This is a genomic window from Scrofimicrobium canadense, assembly GCF_009696615.1.
GTDB classification, from domain to species: domain Bacteria; phylum Actinomycetota; class Actinomycetes; order Actinomycetales; family Actinomycetaceae; genus Scrofimicrobium; species Scrofimicrobium canadense.
Window position 1 is genome coordinate 1 of the sequence record NZ_VULO01000013.1, and the last position, 17,426, is coordinate 17,426.

14 protein-coding genes, 2 tRNA genes and 2 pseudogenes are annotated in these 17,426 nt (G+C 54.8%); 10 read left to right on the forward strand and 8 right to left on the reverse strand.

What is annotated here, in order from left to right; genetic code table 11:
- Positions 1-262: 262 nt before the first annotated feature.
- The 3 genes from FYJ24_RS10450 to FYJ24_RS10460 form a co-directional block, all read right to left on the reverse strand.
- A tRNA-Thr gene (locus FYJ24_RS10450) sits at positions 263-339 on the reverse strand.
- A gap of 58 nt (positions 340-397) precedes the next feature.
- The gene (locus FYJ24_RS10455; RefSeq protein WP_154546171.1) at positions 398-1,255 is read right to left on the reverse strand and encodes a DsbA family protein; all 858 of its coding nucleotides are present in this window, start codon (positions 1,253-1,255) and stop codon (positions 398-400) included.
- A gap of 64 nt (positions 1,256-1,319) precedes the next feature.
- Positions 1,320-2,594: a serine/threonine-protein kinase gene (locus tag FYJ24_RS10460; protein WP_154546173.1), complete on the reverse strand. Its 1,275-nt coding sequence runs from the start codon at positions 2,592-2,594 to the stop codon at positions 1,320-1,322.
- A 117-nt stretch (positions 2,595-2,711) separates the two neighbouring features.
- Between FYJ24_RS10460 and FYJ24_RS10465 the strand changes: the two genes are divergently transcribed.
- Positions 2,712-3,842, forward strand: coding sequence for an ABC transporter ATP-binding protein (locus FYJ24_RS10465; protein WP_154546175.1), 1,131 nt, complete (start codon positions 2,712-2,714; stop codon positions 3,840-3,842).
- A gap of 81 nt (positions 3,843-3,923) precedes the next feature.
- Here the strand turns inward: FYJ24_RS10465 and FYJ24_RS10470 are convergent, their stop codons facing one another.
- Positions 3,924-4,313 (reverse strand): hypothetical protein, encoded by a 390-nt coding sequence (locus tag FYJ24_RS10470; RefSeq protein ID WP_154546177.1) that lies wholly within the window; start codon positions 4,311-4,313, stop codon positions 3,924-3,926.
- 167 nt (positions 4,314-4,480) lie between these two features.
- On the opposite strand from FYJ24_RS10470, the gene rsmI reads away from it, so the two are divergent.
- The gene (gene rsmI / locus FYJ24_RS10475; RefSeq protein WP_154546179.1) at positions 4,481-5,308 is read left to right on the forward strand and encodes a 16S rRNA (cytidine(1402)-2'-O)-methyltransferase; all 828 of its coding nucleotides are present in this window, start codon (positions 4,481-4,483) and stop codon (positions 5,306-5,308) included.
- 30 nt (positions 5,309-5,338) lie between these two features.
- Here the strand turns inward: rsmI and FYJ24_RS10480 are convergent, their stop codons facing one another.
- Positions 5,339-5,911 (reverse strand): isochorismatase family protein, encoded by a 573-nt coding sequence (locus FYJ24_RS10480; protein ID WP_154546181.1) that lies wholly within the window; start codon positions 5,909-5,911, stop codon positions 5,339-5,341.
- Between the two features lie 61 nt (positions 5,912-5,972).
- Here FYJ24_RS10480 and metG point away from each other — a divergent pair, with 61 nt between their 5' ends.
- The gene (gene metG / locus FYJ24_RS10485) at positions 5,973-7,769 is read left to right on the forward strand and encodes a methionine--tRNA ligase (RefSeq protein WP_154546183.1); all 1,797 of its coding nucleotides are present in this window, start codon (positions 5,973-5,975) and stop codon (positions 7,767-7,769) included.
- Positions 7,770-7,836: 67 nt separating this feature from the next.
- Here the strand turns inward: metG and FYJ24_RS10490 are convergent, their stop codons facing one another.
- On the reverse strand, positions 7,837-8,262 hold the full coding sequence (locus tag FYJ24_RS10490; RefSeq protein ID WP_154546185.1) for a hypothetical protein: 426 nt from the start codon (positions 8,260-8,262) through the stop codon (positions 7,837-7,839).
- The gene (locus tag FYJ24_RS10495; protein WP_206192656.1) at positions 8,262-9,575 is read right to left on the reverse strand and encodes a PspC domain-containing protein; all 1,314 of its coding nucleotides are present in this window, start codon (positions 9,573-9,575) and stop codon (positions 8,262-8,264) included. Before FYJ24_RS10495 ends, FYJ24_RS10490 begins: the two co-directional genes overlap by 1 nt.
- Positions 9,576-9,684: 109 nt before the next feature.
- Here FYJ24_RS10495 and FYJ24_RS10500 point away from each other — a divergent pair, with 109 nt between their 5' ends.
- The 4 genes and pseudogenes from FYJ24_RS10500 to FYJ24_RS10515 all read left to right on the forward strand — a co-directional run.
- Positions 9,685-10,941, forward strand: a complete 1,257-nt coding sequence (locus FYJ24_RS10500; RefSeq protein ID WP_154546189.1) for a PspC domain-containing protein — start codon at positions 9,685-9,687, stop codon at positions 10,939-10,941.
- Positions 10,934-11,587, forward strand: coding sequence for a response regulator (locus FYJ24_RS10505; RefSeq protein ID WP_154546191.1), 654 nt, complete (start codon positions 10,934-10,936; stop codon positions 11,585-11,587). The genes FYJ24_RS10500 and FYJ24_RS10505 overlap by 8 nt, the downstream gene beginning before the upstream one ends.
- A 35-nt stretch (positions 11,588-11,622) precedes the next feature.
- Positions 11,623-11,695: transfer RNA gene (locus tag FYJ24_RS10510), tRNA-Ala, on the forward strand.
- 119 nt (positions 11,696-11,814) lie between these two features.
- Positions 11,815-12,042 (forward strand): annotated as a pseudogene (locus FYJ24_RS10515) (IS3 family transposase); the annotation flags it as partial.
- 113 nt (positions 12,043-12,155) lie between these two features.
- Here the strand turns inward: FYJ24_RS10515 and FYJ24_RS10520 are convergent.
- Entirely contained in the window at positions 12,156-12,860 is a 705-nt protein-coding gene (locus tag FYJ24_RS10520) for a DUF6308 family protein (protein ID WP_154546195.1), read from the reverse strand.
- A gap of 459 nt (positions 12,861-13,319) precedes the next feature.
- Here FYJ24_RS10520 and FYJ24_RS10525 point away from each other — a divergent pair.
- The 3 genes and pseudogenes from FYJ24_RS10525 (at position 13,320) to FYJ24_RS10530 (ending at position 16,663) form a co-directional block, all read left to right on the forward strand.
- Positions 13,320-14,578, forward strand: a pseudogene (locus tag FYJ24_RS10525) (IS3 family transposase).
- Between the two features lie 37 nt (positions 14,579-14,615).
- Positions 14,616-15,845 (forward strand): hypothetical protein, encoded by a 1,230-nt coding sequence (locus FYJ24_RS12680; RefSeq protein WP_206192657.1) that lies wholly within the window; start codon positions 14,616-14,618, stop codon positions 15,843-15,845.
- Positions 15,773-16,663, forward strand: a complete 891-nt coding sequence (locus FYJ24_RS10530; RefSeq protein WP_206192658.1) for a helix-turn-helix transcriptional regulator — start codon at positions 15,773-15,775, stop codon at positions 16,661-16,663. Before FYJ24_RS12680 ends, FYJ24_RS10530 begins: the two co-directional genes overlap by 73 nt.
- The last annotated feature ends 763 nt before the right edge of the window (positions 16,664-17,426 follow it).

The following is a 17,426-nucleotide window of genomic DNA, read 5'->3' on the forward strand; positions in this document are numbered from 1 at the left end:
GATTCGGCTTCACCAACTTCAACAACTACAAAACCAGAGTCCTCCTCTACGCCGGCAAACCCCACTGGAAAACACTCGACTCAATCACCATCCCCTAACCCACACCCCACCAAAGTCCGAAGAGCCGGTTTAGTCGGGGGGATAGTTTGTGGAGTGTGTTCAGAAACGAAGCTGAGCCCGCGGCCTGGGCGATGTGGTAAGTGCCTGGGCGGTATAAGTCCCGGTGTACAGTTTTATGACCCCGTACGCGGCGGAGATGAAATGGAGCCCCCTAAGGGATTCGAACCCTTGACCTGCCGCTTACAAGGCGGCTGCTCTGGCCAGCTGAGCTAAGGAGGCGCGGCACCTATCTTGCCTTGGAAGATAGGTGCCGGTCAAACTGAATCCGTTACTTTTCTTACGACTGTGACGAATTACCTGTCTGAGCGTCTGCAATCTGTTGCATTGCAGTTGTGATGTTCTGGTACATCTCAGAGGGAGTGTTCCCTGTCCACGGGATTACTGTTCCCATGAATACCATTTCCGGCGTTGCAAGTCCGTCGCGTCCTTCGGCCGGGAAGTTACGCCAAATCTCTTGTGAAGCGGCGATGTATTCTGTTGCCTCGTCACCGAACTGGTCAATGATGTCTTGTGGTACGCCGACCTCTTTAGCCATTTCCGCAACTTTTTCTTTGGAACTGGCAATATTTTGGACGATAGTTCCGTCTTTCTTGACGTTTACTTCTTCGTTGAGGAAGAGCATGAGCGCCCTGTGGAATGCAACAAAGTTCTCAGGATCTTGTTCAGCTACGATAAGGGCCGCATTGGTTGCTGGCCCTTGGAATGCCATAGTCGCAGTATCCACTGGATGAAGTACCAGGTTGTATTGGCCGTCTAAAGCATCCTTGGTAAGGCTGTCGCCAACGGCTTCTTCCAGTGAGGCACACGCGTGGCATGTGTATGAGAAGAACAAGTCAAGGTTCGGGACGTCTGGATTCGCTTTCCCAACCCCAAGGTCAGAGATTACGATCGGCCCTCCATTTGCGATGGGAAGGATTTCTCCTGACTGAGCTCCAGACTGCGCTCCAACAAATCCACTCTTCGTGCGGTCTTTATCTACAGTCGTGATGACAATAATCAGCGTTGCGATGACCGCTACCACAATTACGGAAACGATTGCGATGATAAGGTTCCGCACGCGCTTTTCTTTTTTCTGCTGAGCCTCACGCATAGCTTTCGCTTTGTCGCGAGTGCTGCTCGGCTGGTTCTTAGCCATACAACTCCTTGGGTTTTAGCTGAACTTAGTCTAGTGGCGTTTCTTGAGAAGAACCTGAGAACGCTCAAATGAGAAACACTACAATTCCCGCAAGAATGAAGGATCCCAGAACGAAGGTGCTCCAAATGCGAAGGCGAGTCCTAAGGAGCGCACGAAAAAGGTAACTTGGTGAGTCGCGAAGCGGTGATGAAAACGGCATTATATACACGACAAGAAGACCAATAAATGAGGCTAGCCACGTTGTTTTCCGGTCAAGAAATGGATCCCACAATGCCCACACGCCATAAGCTGCAGCGCAAGCGAGTGCCAGTCCGGGGAGTAGACGTGCAGCAGCTAACAGAATGTTAATAGGAATTGCGACAGTGCGGAGCAAAGGGTGCTTATGCTTCCAGGCTTGAGCTTCTGACACGGTAGCAAGCGCAACTATGAAAACTAGAGCTGCAGCCAGGCCTGGCCACTGGAACAATGCAGGTAGTAGGGCAACGAACCCGAGTGTAAGGATCCCGATTTGCGGCATCCGTCGCAGAGAAGTCGGAGGCTTGTGAGCTCGCGTGGCTTCAAGATGGTCTAAGACCGTGCCAGGGGAGAGCCGCGCGGAAGGATCTGGATGCAGAGCTTGACGCATTACGGTGGCAACCTCGTCCGGAATAGAGCCAACCACTGGCTCGCCCCGAAAGACTCGATCCAGCACGCCTTGCGTAGTGCCCGAACCGAAAGGGGCCTCTCCGGTCATGGCTGATAGGAGGAGCGCGGACCACGCCCACCAATCGCCCAATCTCCAAAGTTCAAAGGATGGGGTCGTGGAAGAACTCAGCAGCTCTGGACTGACATATCCAGGTGTGCCATTTACCACACCCGTTTGTGTGAGACGCTCGTTTCCGTCACCTTGGGCAATACCGAAGTCGATCAGGACCGGCCCCTCGTCTGAAAGAATGACATTGGACGGTTTCAGATCACGGTGCACAATGCCGGATGCGTGTATTCGAGAAAGAATGGTGCGTAGTTGTTGCCCTAGGAATAATGCCTCATCTAGAGACAAAGGTTCCTGTCGGATAATGTCTTCAAGGGTTGGCCCTTCAATAAGCTCGGTAACAACGAAAGGTTCTGCTGCATCTGCTTCGAAATCGAGGACTCGTGCTATCCCTTCTCCGGGAATTTGGTTGACGAGGCGGGCTTCGCGAATGAGACGAGCTCGGCTTGATTCTGTGGCGGCAATAGCAGGATGTAATAGTTTGAGCGCGCATATGTTTCCCGCTCCGTCGCGGGCTTTCCATACAGTTCCAGAACCGCCGATGCCGAGGCGGCCTATTAGTTCGTATCCGCCGACGGTGTGTGCCATAGGGTCAGCTTAGTGCTATTCTGGTGGAGGTTTCGCGCGTAGAGGCGTAGACCCGAAAAAATCGAAGATGATCTCTACAACGGATCGTCCGGCACGTACCTGCCGGTGGAGGGAAATATGGCAAGTGTAACTTTTGATAAGGCCACCCGGATTTACCCTGGGGCGGATCACCCCGCTGTTGACCAGCTTGATCTCAAGATTGAAGACGGCGAATTTCTTGTTCTTGTTGGCCCATCGGGCTGTGGTAAATCCACATCGTTGCGTATGCTGGCAGGACTTGAAGATGTCAATGCGGGCCGGATTTTCATTGGTGACCGTGACGTCACTGATGTGCAGCCAAAGAACCGCGATATTGCAATGGTTTTCCAGAACTATGCGCTCTATCCTCACATGACTGTGCGCGACAATATGGGTTTTGCCCTCAAGATCGCTGGCAAGCCAAAGGATGAAATCAAGCAGCGTGTTGAGGAAGCAGCCAAGATCTTGGACCTCACTCCCTACTTGGATCGGAAGCCAAAGGCTCTCTCTGGTGGTCAGCGCCAGCGTGTAGCAATGGGACGCGCCATCGTGCGTAAACCCCAGGTATTCCTCATGGATGAGCCGCTGTCGAACTTGGACGCGAAGCTGCGTGTGCAGACGCGTACTCAGATCGCATCTCTGCAGCGTTCTCTTGGTGTTACCACCGTGTACGTGACCCACGATCAGACTGAGGCTCTGACAATGGGTGACCGTATTGCAGTGCTGAAGGACGGTTTGCTGCAACAGGTTGGGACACCTCGCGACATGTATGATCGTCCCGAAAATGAGTTCGTAGCTGGATTTATTGGATCTCCTGCCATGAACCTCGGGAAGTTCACTATTGACGGCGATGTTGCAAAGCTAGGAACCGCGGTAGTACCTCTCAAACGGGAGACACTTGACGCCGTCGTTCCAGAAGACGAAGGCAAGATTACTATTGGCTTCCGTCCTGAGGCCCTCCGTTTGGTTGACTCGTCGGTTGCTGGAACGATCCCAATCGAGGTTCAGCTGGTTGAGGAACTTGGCTCAGATGCTTACATTTACGGCAAGCTAGCTGGGGCCGCTGAAGGTCACGGTTTGGGTTCTGGTGTTGAGGGCGGCGGAGAGCAACTTGTTGTTCGCGTCCCACCGAATTCGGCACCCGCGATCGGTTCCGTGATCTACGCTGAGATCAAAGAGGGGCATCAGCATAACTTCTCTTACTCGACAGGCAAGCGCTTGCCAGACTGAAGCTAGACGCTGAAAATGGCTGTTGTCTCTTATGAGATGACAGCCATTTTTGTATCAGGATTGAGCATGCGCTGCGCTGGACTAGATGGCAATTCCAATGATGCCAAGAACAAGAGCCGCAATCGCTATGACGGCTCCGGGAATTGCGACGCTGAGCGCGGCAATAGCCGTGCGTGAAGCCCGGGGGCGATCTGACGTTGGAGGGAGTTCACGTTCTGAAATCAGGCTGTTGAAAAGGAGTTCCTCTTCAATATCCATGTCAGCAGCAAGATAGGGGATGGTAGACCCTAGAGTCGAAACAAAATCGGCTGCAGCGCGGGGAGAATCAAATCTCACGTGTATCTCATCCTCCGTAGTGGCAGTGATTTCGCCGGGAAGCTCACCTAGCAAGGTGACAATACCCTCCTGTGACAAGGTCACAGTGGCAGGCATACCCTCAAGACGGAAGGATTGGGGGAAACGAATAATCATGAGTACCTCTTTTCTACAGGAAGTATAGGCGCAACTATGTCTACCCGGGAGTTGACTTCTGCAAAGTGTCTCGACACTCTCAACAGACGACGTAGCATGACTGCCAGAAAGAGCCGCGTGACAGGTCAAACCTTCGCGACCGCGCGGCACAAAGGTATGGTGAGTCTATGACGACTGGTGCAATTTGGTTGGCTGCAACTCCTATTGGCAACTCCGACGACGCCTCACCTCGGCTTCGCCATCTGTTAGAACATGCGGATCTGATAGCGGCTGAAGACACACGGCGGCTCAGGGCATTATGTTCTCGGCTAGGTGTATCGCCAACAGGTGAGATCATTGCCGTCCACGACCACAATGAAGCTTCCAAGGCCGAAGGCATAGTGAGTCAAGCAGCTCAGGGATCCACAGTGCTACTGGTATCTGATGCGGGTACTCCCACAGTGTCTGATCCAGGATTCCGCGTTGTCCAGGCGGCAATTGGTGCGGGAGTAGCTGTTCATCCACTGCCCGGTCCCTCAGCGGCGTTAGCGGCTCTTTCAGTGTCAGGTCTGCCATCGGATCGTTTCGCTTTCGAGGGGTTTTTGCCGCGCAAAACAGGAGAAATACTACGCAGACTTGAATCGGTTCGCGACGATCCCCGTACCCTCATTTGGTTTGAGTCCCCAAAGCGCCTGCGCGCAACCTTGGAACATATGGGTAACGTTCTGGGGGCGGATCGACCCGCGGCTGTGTGCCGGGAACTCACTAAAACCTACGAAGAGGTTGTGCGTGGCAGCCTGGAAGAAGTTCTTTCAACCATGCCCGAAGAGCCCAGAGGAGAAATCACGATAGTCACCGCTGGGTATCGAGGGCATATGTCGGTGGACGAGGCGTTGCCTGAAGTCCAAGAACTAGCCGAAGAACTGGGGCTCAAAGAGGCATGTGCTCAGGTTGCACAGCGCACGGGCCTTCGCAAGAATGCTTTGTATAAGGCCGCTCTCAAAGAGTTGGCGTGACTTCTGCACCTTTGAGAAATTGGGTGGGGATCAAGCAGCTGAACCCACTAAAGTCACTCCAGACTTGCGCATAGCTTCAATGGCTTCTTGCCCGGATTCGGGTGATACGGGTTCAGTGAGGTCAAGAAGGACCCTTACGCGGACGCCTTTGAGTCGCACCGCATCGAGGGCCGTCTCTTTGACGCAGTGAGAGAGGGCTAGCCCAACGACATCAACCTGGTCGACCGCCTCGTCCATGAATACTTCTGCAAGTGTCGTCCCGTCGGGAGTTTCACCTTCAAAGCCAGAATATGCCGCTGCGTATGCTCCCTTTTTTACGCAGTAGTCGCGGGGGATTCCGTTGATTGCCCGGTGCAGCTCTGCTTCTTCTGTTCCGGCCACGCCGTGCGGGGGCCACGTGTCCTTGTAGTCGGGGTTATCTGAAAAATGACTTCCGGGATCAATATGCCAGTCTTGAGTAGTGATAATGAGGTCATACTCGTCACCGTGGCGGGCCACATAGTCAGCGATTCTTTCCGCGCACGCGTTCCCTCCATCGATGGGGAGCGCGCCCTCTTCGCAGAAGGTTGGTTGGACATCGACAATCAGCAATGCTCGACTCATGAGACCACCCTAATGCCTCTTCGGTTTCCGCACTAACGATTCGGGGAACTATCCTTAGAGTATGAGCACAATCCTCTCCGCAGTTGCATGGCCGTATGCGAACGGTCCTAGACACATTGGACACGTTGCAGGCTTCGGCGTTCCCTCTGACGTATTCTCTCGCTATATGCGTATGGCCGGGCACGATGTCCTCATGGTGTCAGGAACGGACGAGCATGGTACACCCATTTTGGTGGCCGCCGATGCGGAGGGAACCACCCCTCAAGACCTCGCCGATCGCAACAATGAGCTCATTGTTGACGACTTGGTGAATCTGGGTCTGTCGTATGATCTTTTCACCCGAACAACTACGGGGAACCACTATGAGGTGGTTCGGTCAATGTTTGACGTTGTTCGTGATAACGGATACATGATCGAAAAGACGACCTTGGCGGCTATTTCTCCCTCGACAGGAAGAACGTTGCCTGATCGCTATATTGAGGGAACCTGTCCCATTTGCGGATACACCGGAGCGCGCGGCGATCAATGTGATTCTTGTGGAAATCAGTTGGATCCCACTGACCTGATTGATCCTCGCTCCAAAATCAACGGTGAAACCCCTGAGTTTGTTGAGACGACACACTATTTCTTGGATCTGCCAGCATTGGCCGATGCCCTCACCCAGTGGCTGGATGGTCGCGAGCAAGCTGGATGGCGCCCGAATGTGATTCGCTTCTCGAAGAACTTCCTAGAAGAGATTCGCCCGCGAGCTATGACCCGCGACATTGACTGGGGTATTCCTGTGCCTGGATGGGAAGATCAACCCAGCAAGCGCCTCTACGTGTGGTTCGATGCTGTCGTAGGGTACTTGTCGGCATCGATTGAATGGGCCCGGCGCAGCGGCGATCCTGACGCGTGGCGCAAGTGGTGGAACGATCCAGAAGCACTCAGCTACTACTTTATGGGTAAGGACAATATTGTCTTCCACAGTCAGATATGGCCCGCGGAGCTTTTGGCATATAACGGCGAAGGAGACAAAGGCGGGCAACCGGGCGCATACGGCACACTCAATCTGCCAACGGAAGTTGTCTCTTCAGAGTTCTTGACCATGGAAGGCAAAAAATTTGCTTCTTCTAGGGGGATTGTCATCTATGTGCGGGACATGCTTTCCCGCTATCAGCCCGATGCACTGAGGTACTTCATCTGCGCTGCGGGCCCTGAAACCTCCGATGCGGACTTTACATGGGAAGAGTTTGTGCGGCGCACCAATAACGAACTTGTGGCGGGCTGGGGAAACCTGGTTAACCGAACAGCTTCCATGATCAATAAGAGATTTGGTCATATCCCTGAGCCGGACGCTCTTGAAGAACTGGACCAGGTTCTTCTGGACCAAATCGAGGCAGGTTTCGTGGAGGTGGGTGATTTGATTCGCTCTCACCATCAAAAGGCTGCTTTAGCGGCGGTTATGCGCTTGGTGGGAGAAGCAAATACTTACGTCACTCAGACAGAGCCTTTCAAGCTAAAATCCGAAGAGCAGCAGCCACGTCTGCGAACAGTGCTGTGGACGCTGGCTCAGGTAGTTGCCGATCTCAACCTTATGATGTCGCCGTTCCTTCCGCATAGCGCAAACGCTATCGACAAGGTGATGGGTGGTGATGGCCACGTTGCCCCCATGCCGAGGGCTGAATGGGTTGACGACCTGGACATTCCAGGACGGCGATATCCGATCATAGTAGGGGACTATACGAATGTTCCCAGCTGGGGAAGACACAGCATTGAAGTTGGCCGAGAGATTGCCAAGCCTACCCCGGTTTTCCACAAACTAGACGCCGCCATTATTGACGAGGAACTGGCCAGGTTCTCGGGACAGGCCCAGTAAGGCGCTCACATAAGCAAATGTCCCAGGGTGATCATACCCTGGGACATTTGCTTATCTGCGTAGAAAGTTAGGAGTCTTTCTTCATAGCCACTGCAATAGCCCCGACGATGAAAATGATTCCAAAAATTCCCAGGAGACTAGCAAGGGTGATTCCTACACCTGCACCGGGGAAAGCCAAGAGAAACACTATCCACAGCCCGCCAATGATCAGCAAACCAGCCCAGATCAACAGGCCAACTCGCACGCGGCTTCCCTTAGACACAGGCGCCGGGGCTGGCGTGGCTGGAGGATTTGCATCCCACACCGGAGGAGCTGGTTGCTCGTGGTATTCAGTATGGGGCAGAGGCTGGGTGGAATCATTGTTCTCTGCTTCCCGCCAGTTCTGTTCTGGAGAAGGTATAGATTCTTCACGAGGCGAATCTGAGATAATTTCTTTGAGCTCAGCGAAAAGCTCTTCAGTAGTCGGTTGAGATTTGTCGTTGCGTTCCATCATCAGTTATGTCCCTCGGATTGCGAGATTTCGGGTGTGTGCTTATCGACGACCTGCCAGTCAACGTTCGAGGCATCCATGTCGATTTCCAGACGGATTCCTTCCCCGTCATATGTGGGTGACTCGCCAGACCAGGTGAAGAAACCTGCCAGCCGTGACGGCGCGTCATTACCCCATATAGGTACGCCTTGTTTCTGAGAGGAAAAATTAGAGATACTGCCGTCCAGAGTAAGCGATATGGGTTGGTCTTTTCGAGTTATTACTGTCAGATTTGAGGCATCAAGATCAACATGAATATCATGGTCATACTCTTTCGGAGCATTCGATAGGTCAAGAGTGACACTTGAAGCATCGGCGTCAATCTCGCTATCGGTATGGTCTGCGTAGATGACCCCAGCTTCGTTGAAGTTATACCCAAACGCGGTGAATGGAAGGTCGTAGAAGGGGCCGTTCACCACGGCTGCAGAACCTGCGCCAATGGGAAACAAGACCATCGCTGCGACAATGCTGAATCCTAGAAACCAGCCTCCGCGCCTTCCCCGTAGGGCTCCGACCGCTAGAACGACTCCCATGATGATGAGAGCTGCGGCAGCCCAGATTGCCCATCCGACCCCCGCAAAAGCATTGAGGGCCGGCCAACCAGTTACATGAGCCAAGACCAGTGCAGCACCTAAGAGAAAGAGTACCCCCAAGACGGCTAGACCAACAGCACTTGATATGGGTTTTGACTGCTGGGTGGGTGGTTGAGAATAGGGGCGTGGAGGTACCGGTGCGTAGGTGTATGCACCCTGATATGGAGCAGTGTTGGCAGTGGGGCGAGGTTGAGGTTGAGGATGCGGCGGTGTTGCCGGAGATGGTGGTGGGACCGGAGGTGTGCTCATCTGATCGGGTCCTTTCTGAGCCTGATGAGAAGTCTTATTATTACGGTTTTGACTGATAAGGATGACAGCTGCGATGATCGCGACAGTAATCACGCCAAAGGTCCAAAAATGCCATCCGAAGGGGGGCATAGGATTTGCGACGCCTACAATGATCGCAATGATTGCGCCTACCTGGGCACCCTGAAAACGCCCTCGCATGAGTTCTTCTGCGAGGATTTCCCCATTTCGTGCGTCGGGAAGGAGAAACCAAGCGGCACCGTAGAGCGCTAACGGAAACCAGAAGACAAGCGTCGCGATAACCACAAGCCCGCGGATAAGTGAAACATCCCAGCCTGACTTTCGGGCCAGCTCAGCGCACACACCGCCAATCCAACGGTCTTCTGGGCGTACCCATCCAGTGCGTCGGATTCCTGTGAAGAAGGGGTTTTCTTTCATATTTCTACTGTGCCTGTCTTTTGTAGCAAAAGATATGAGGGTTTCCCCTGAACCCTCCCTGATTTGACTATTCCTTCCCCGATGCATCTGAGACTATAGATGGGTGGAAATGAAAACGACGCCTCGTCCAGGCACTCCCAGGCCGCCTCTTGTGCGAGCACGCCAGGACACCTCAGACATGGCTAGTCCTTGGGTGGCAGGCGTTTGTTCTGGGCTTTCCTTGCATCTAGGCATTCCTGTTGCCTGGGTGCGCGGCCTCATCGTTGCTGGCACGTTTCTTTTCGGTATGGGAGCGTTGCTCTATGTCTGGCTGTGGGTTACCGTTCCCCAAGAATCGGCGGTACGTGAGCGTGTAGGATCCCTCGCTGCGCCACAGGCAAAGGTGCAGAAAAAGCGCTCTTTCAAGACTGTTTCTGGGCAAATGGTTCTCACGGGAGCAGCCTTCCTTATGGTCGCATTCGCCGTGTTCACCTATCAATGGTGGGGGCCTCTCGACGGATACGCAGTATTTCCCGTGGTCGGGGTCGTCACTGGTCTGGTTATGGTGTGGACGCAGGTTCCAAACTTGGCTCACTGGAAAACACCCAAGGTTCTCTCGCTCATTGGGTCGGGCACAGCCATCGTTGTCATCTCAGCCGTATTCCTTGTGGCGCGAAATGACCCAACCGATGTGCTTCTTAGAGGTGCGTTGATAGGAATAGTGGTTTTGGCTGGGGTCGGGCTAGCTCTTGCACCCATCTGGCTTGGACTATTGCGGAACCTTTCCCAATCGCGAACTCGTGAGGCACGTGAGACCGAAAGAGCTGATATTGCCGCACACCTCCACGATTCGGTCCTGCAAACCCTCACCCTCATACGCGCCGCCGCCGACGATCCGGCACGGGTGCGATCTTTAGCACTCACGCAGGAAAGAGAGCTGAGAGCGTGGCTTTACACCGGGCATGCCGACGCTGGAGAATCAGTTGCGCAAGCATTACGCGAGCAGATAGAGACCGTCGAATCCGTATACGGTGTAGAAATAGACGTGGTCACTGTTGGGGATCGTGTCCCAGGTCCCGGTGACTTAGCCGCGATAGCTGCTGCAGGAGAAGCCGCCACAAACGCGGTGCGTCACGGAGAACCACCAGTATCGGTCTATATGGAACTCACATCAGACGAATTGCAGATATTCGTTAAAGACTCTGGCCTGGGATTTGACGTGAACGAGGTGCCAGAGGATCGTCACGGTGTGAAAGACTCAATCATAGGACGGGTTCAACGAGTGGGAGGAACCGTGCGCTACCGCACCCGCGAGGACGATTTTATCGGTACTGAAGTGCGCATTTCGGTGCCACTAAATAAGGCTAGTGAGGACAACAATGACTGATATTTCGGTTCTAATAGTTGACGATCATCCGCTGGTGCGTGCCGGTGTCCGAGGAGAACTTGAAAATGCTGGTCTACAAGTTGTGGGGGAAGCCGCCGATGTTGACCAGGCAATCGCGGCCGTCCGGGCGCTTCAACCCGACGTAGTATTACTCGACGTACATATGCCTGGAGGCGGCGGGGGAGGCGGCGCCGAAGTGGCTGCAGCCTGTCAGGATTTGAAGAACACCAGATTCTTGGCTCTTTCAGTGTCTGATGCCGCCGAGGACGTTGTTGCGGTTATTCGCGCAGGTGCTCGCGGATACGTGACTAAATCCATTGCGCCCAAAGAACTGGTAGAAGCCATCAGCCGCGTTGCAGAAGGCGATGCTGCCTTTAGTCCGCGCCTAGCGGGATTTGTACTCGACGCATTCGGTACCGGACAGGTGGCACCCGCCGACGCCGAGGACGAACTAGATCTGCTCTCAGCGCGCGAGCAAGAAGTTATGAGATTGATCGCGCGCGGATACGCGTATAAAGAGGTAGCCTCTGAACTCTTCATCTCTATCAAGACGGTAGAAACCCATGTTTCTGCGGTTTTGCGGAAGCTGCAGCTGTCCAACCGACACGAACTTACGCGGTGGGCAACACTTCGCAATATTGTCTGAGAGAAGCTGCAAGTGCTACACTTCCTCAAGTACCTGGGGCTATGGCGCAGTTGGTAGCGCGTCTCGTTCGCAATGAGAAGGTCGGGGGTTCGAATCCCCCTAGCTCCACTCTAGTTTTGTTATGAGAACCCCCGTCATGGGTTATTTCTGCTGGTTGTCCGGTGTTTCTTTCGTTTTGTATTGCTTCTTGGTGTTTGACAAGGGCGTGCATGGGGTCTTGGTAGATGGGGACCATCGGCGATGGGTACGACAACGCGCTCATCGAATCCTTCTGGGGCAAAATGCAAGTCGAACTCCTAAACCGGCAGGAATGGACCACCCGCACCGAACTAGCGAACGCAGTATTCGACTACATCGAGATCTACCACAACCGATGGCGACGACACTCAGCCATCGGCAACCACACCCCCGCAGAATACGAACAGCAGCACCCGAAACTACAAATCGCGTCCTAACCTCTCACAAACCAGAGGAACCAAACCCGGACCCCGTCAGGAACAAAACCTGGACCGCTTCAACTAGCGAGATGTTGGGCGGACGCTTGGACTCGTGGGATCAAGCTTAGAGGTCAATTCTTCATCCGAAGTAGCTCTCGACGGTCGGCTAGACGTGGATTGTTCGAATACCAAAGAATGACGTCACATACCCTCAGTGGAGTCACCTGGTCAGGCAGATTCAGCTTGATCTTCAGGTTACTAAAGTGCTCATGCAGAGGCGTTCCATTCAGTTCCGTCAGTACTAGGTCGCGGTAAACGGTCCAATAATGGTTTGCATTCTTTCGTCCTAAGGCTTTTGCTACCCATTTGTCGTAGACCGGAAACAGGCTTGGACGTTTCCTGGCCATGAGTTTGCTTGCTTTGGTAGATCCGATGCCGTTGTTGTCGGGGGTTTTGAGTAGTTCCCATAGGCGGTTTCCTGGGCTTCCGGCTTCCTCAATTTTGACTTGGTCATCGGCCCACAGCTTAGCGTCTGGCTTCATGTTAGGGTCATTCAGGATCTTGGCAATATCTGTCTTCTTTTCCTCTATCAGTGCAATACATTGATCACCAGTGAAGCCGACGCCAAGACATTGCACTGCAACGATATCTTCCGCCGTGATTTCAAAGGCGTGCCGGGCATTGTGATCAGAGCCGAGCGACTCGAAACAGGCCCCGGAAAAGAGAGGCGTATTGCCAGTCTTCTTGGTTGTGAAGAAATAATCCTTCAGCAGCTTCGCTGCGAATGATTCCTCGGACAGATCCAAGAGGATATCTGGAACCTTAATCTCAGTCATTTTGAAACGACCTTTCTGGATTCATGTTAGTTTTGCGGCTCCCACAAGCTTATGCCCGGCCCATGACAAGTGTTATGGCTCAAGGAAAATTCCTCGCCACAAGAGGGCAGCTCTCCTAGATGTGCGCCGGAGGGTTCTCCATGATTCTTGTACTCAGGACGTGAACTGCGGGGTATGGAATACGTCTTGACTGGATGTGGCTACCTCGAGTCTATTGCTGCCCTCTGAGGTCATAGCAGCTAGAGTCTTGGGGGTTAATCGATAGCCATATTGGCCGCAAAACCCTCCGCGTTCCCGATGCGAGAGCAAAAGCCAGACGGGGAAACTACCGGCCGATAATCCGAGCATAGGTTTGCCACATGATCAGGCGGTATCTGTGGCCTGGGTTCTGTTGGATACGGAACTTTGATCACTGAATCGCCCTGGGTTTGGTGGGGGGTTTGATTTCACGAAGGGATGATGGCTGTGCCAGTACCGAGGGAGTATTCAGATGAGTTGAGGGATCGGGCTGTTCGTCTTGTGTGTGAGGCCTAGAAGGAAGACTCCGGGTTGTCGCTAAGTAAGGCCATGGCCTGTATTGGGATGCGGGTGGGGGTCAATAAAGACACTCTGCGTGGCCGGGTGAAAAGAGCCCGGATTGACGCGGGGGAAGCGTCTGGGATTACGAGCTCGGAGGTGAAACGGATCAAGGATTTAGAGTCCGAGAATCGTGAGTTGAAGAGAGCCAATGAGATCCTTCTTGCGGCTTCAAGTTTCTTCGCGTGGGAGCTCGACTCGCGTTTGCCGTGGTAGTGACTTTTGTGGATGACTATCGTGACTGGTTCGGGGTCGAGCCGTTTTGTCGTGTGCTCACTGAGTATGGGATCAAGATCGCTTCGTCTGGCTATTATGCGTTCAAGAAGCGCCCGCTATCGCAATGAGCAGTACAGGACGCGTGGCTGATGGAAGAGATTGAGCGCGTGTTCTGGGACCGCAGTCTTGGGCGAGGGGTCAGTGGGGCTAGAAAAGTGTGGTGCTTTCTGAGCCGCGAAGGAGTGCGGGTGGCTCGCTGCAGGGTGGAGCGGCTCATGAAAGAGCTAGGTCTTCAAGGAGTGCGCCGCGGAAAGACCTTCAAGACCACCGGGTCGGATGAGTCGATTCTAAGGCCCCTTGACCTAGTGAAACGCGACTTCCACGCTTGGGGGCATAACGAGTTGTGGGGCGTTGATTTCATCTACGTGCCGACTTGGTCTGGGATGGCATTCACCGCGTTCGTCACCGGCGTGTTCTCCCGGAGGATCGTTGGCTGGCGAACCATGAACCGAATTCCTACCGGCCTGCCCTTAGACGCCCTGGAAATGGTGTTATGGGTGCGAGATGAAGCAGGCCAGGACGTTACTGGCTTGGTTCAACATTCCGATGCGGGAAGTCAATACACCGCGATTCGGTATGCCGAAAGGCTCGCCCAGGCAGGGGCACTGGCCTCGATCGGAACCGTCGGAGATTCGTATGACAATGCTCTCGCAGAGACCGTGGTCGGCCTATACAAGACTAAGTGCGTCAAGACGGACGGGCCGTTCCGCACCGCTGATGAACTCGAGCTGGCGACCCTTTCCTGGGTGCACTGGTTCAATCACGACCGCCTCCATTCCGCGATCGGATACCGGACACCAATCGAATGCGAAACCGACTACCAGTACCTTCAAAACAGCACCCAGGCCGCAATGGCCTCAGGATAAACAACCCCCCCACCAAACCCGAGGCGATTCACTTCCGGTGATCGATGGCTTCCGCACTCTTCGGCGGGAGTGGCAGCCGGGAAACGAGCGGGTGTCGGATCTGATTACTCGAAGACTGAGCGAGAAGCCGCAGAGCCTACGTGAAGCAGCCCAACTTATCGCTGTGCTTGGGGAGGTTTCCCGCGACGTAGCTGAGCGACTGATCGGCATCGAGGCGCTCGACCAGGCCATTGATGACGGTTTGCTGCTGATCACCGACGCCGTTCCCGTGTTCGACATCGCGCAGAGCTTTGATGGCCCAGGTGCCGTGGCTGATCTGCGGTCGGAGTCTGATCTTGTCAGACTGGGAGCCGAACTCACCCCACATCTAGTGCTCGCTGCAATGGGGCGAGCGGAGTTGCGTGAGCGCGCCGCGCACATCCGCAGCGAGCTTGGCCGGGAAGAACTTTCGGCCACTGCACGCCTTCACCTGAGCTACCACCTGCATCGTCTCGGAGAGCGAGCCGATCTCTTAACCTTGAGAGAGGACGCGGAGGTCGCAGCAGCCGCAGGGATGAGCGATGCCGTGGTCGCGTTCACCGACGATCTACCGACCTTTGACCCGAATGCCAAAGACCAAGAGATCATAGCCGAGCTACTGTGTATGCGCGCCGACGCGCTCTCAGAGCTCGGCAGACCTGAGGAGGCACTCAGAGTCCTTGCACCGTTGCTTGGCATAGGTGATCCTGAGGCCGCCCTGCGCGCGGCGCGCATCGACGTTGACTGGCTTGGTGAGATCGAGAGGTCAACAGAGCGTCTAGCTGCCCATGATCAGGCGGTGCCCGAGGCAGCCGCCATGCGACATCTCATCATCGCGCGAACCTCCTCTCGAACAGAGATTGAGCCGCTGCGGACGGCAGCTGCCGACGACCGAGTTACTCCGGCATTGAGGCTGTCCCTGCTCGCACAACAGATCGTCGAGGAAGTACGCCGCGGGGATCCGCAAGCGGGTGTCAGAATCTTTGCCGAACATGTCGAGGGGCCGCTATGGCACCTTGCACCGCCATCTGCACGCGGCGAACTTGTGTACAGGCCATGTTCCATGCGATGCTCGGTGAGGGGGCGCCGCTGGCCGATTTTGACCGTTACTTTTCCACGATCGATTGGGCCAGCCTCGCCCTCGACCATGCGTTCTTCCTTAGCGGTCGAGGGCTCATGTTTCTCGATGCAGGTGATGCGACGGAAGCGACAGACCTGCTTGGGCAAGCCTCGGCGCTGCTCGCCATGAGGGATTCGACGAACTTGGCAGGTTTCACCGCTGCCCTCGACTCGGTTGCCGCGACGATGACGGGCAACCTTGAGCGGGCACGGGAGCGTTATCAGGCCTGGCTTGCCGCCAGTTCGACCTCGGGGAGACTATCGCGGCCGGAGGCCGACAGATTAACACTGCACACGATTCTCGCATTGGACGGTGAACAGGCTGCGAGAGAGCGTTTCGAAGAGCTTGTTGCGGAGGCGGAGCATGCCGAGTACTGGCACTCGCTGATGCGTCTGCTGCACGACGGCTGGCGTCTGCAGTTGGTGCCCCCAGAGCACGACCGATGGGGTCTGCCGCGCCTTGCGGAAGTAGCGGGTCGGGTGCAGGGAACCCTCGCAGGTCTGCTGCGTGTTTATGATGCCGCATTTTCTGAGGTGAATGGGCAAGGCGGGGTTGACGATGTTGCGGGTACCCCACGTACGGCCGAGATGTTGATTGCCGATCATCTGCGGACTGGCAGGCCTTTGTTTGCGGCCGAGGTTGCCGCACGTGCGGCTGAACTTGCAAGTGAGGTTGGCGCTAAGGGGCGTGCCTCTCGCCTGCTTGATCTTTGTGCCGAGGCTGTTGCGCCCCTGGGTGAAGTGAACACCCCGTCGCTTGGCCGGGTGAGGGTGCGCGAGGCGCCGCTGAGTGAGCGTGAGCTGGAGGTCTGTGAGCTGGCCGCCACAGGGATGAGCAATGGTGCTATCGCAGAACAGCTGTTTCTTTCCCCTCGCACAGTCGAAGGGCATCTTCAGCGGGCGTACATGAAGCTCGGAGTAACTGATCGGCGCCAACTCATCGCATAGCTGAAAGCACCGGCGTGGCTGTAAGACCCAGGGGCCTGGTCACTGCAGAACACGTTTTGTATCGCCAGATCAACCGAACATCGCTTGGGTTTTGGTTGGGTTTGTTGGGAATATCCTCTTCCCACGTACGGTGTCATAAAACCGTGCACTGGGCCGTATACCGCCCCGGCACACACCACATCGCCCAGGCTGCTGCATGAAGCTGCTTGGGGGATCGTGCGCCAGCTGGTCATACAAGGGTGTCCGGGCAACTGGCATCGCGGAAGAGCATGAGCTAAGGCATTTCCGCGAGTGACTGTTTCTTTTAGCATTTTTCCTTGATCCAATCAATAAAGACGAGCACTCACCGGTTGAGAGAATGTAATGTGAGCAAACTTCACCGCAAAGCTGTGGGCTAAAACGCCTCCACATCGGGCCAAAGTCTGAGGAGCCCGGCTACTGCGTCTCCCATAGTTAGTGCGGCAGGCTTACGCTTCCGGTCTTGATCTCACTGGTTCGGATGGGTTGTTGAAACGGTTCTGATATGCAGGAGACTGCGAACTCGAGGAACGCGCAACATCAAAGACATCGGAGACTGATAGTGCTTGAGAGGCTCAGATCGAGGTTCCTTAGGACCGTGAAAAGACGTCCAAAACTATGGTCGTGAGGACACGGCAAAGCAAATGGAGTGATGTTGACGAGGTGGTGCGCTCGCTTCATGTCAAAGGTTCCTACCACGGAGGAGATCAGCGGTCACTTCCAGAATATTGACGAAGCCAGCATT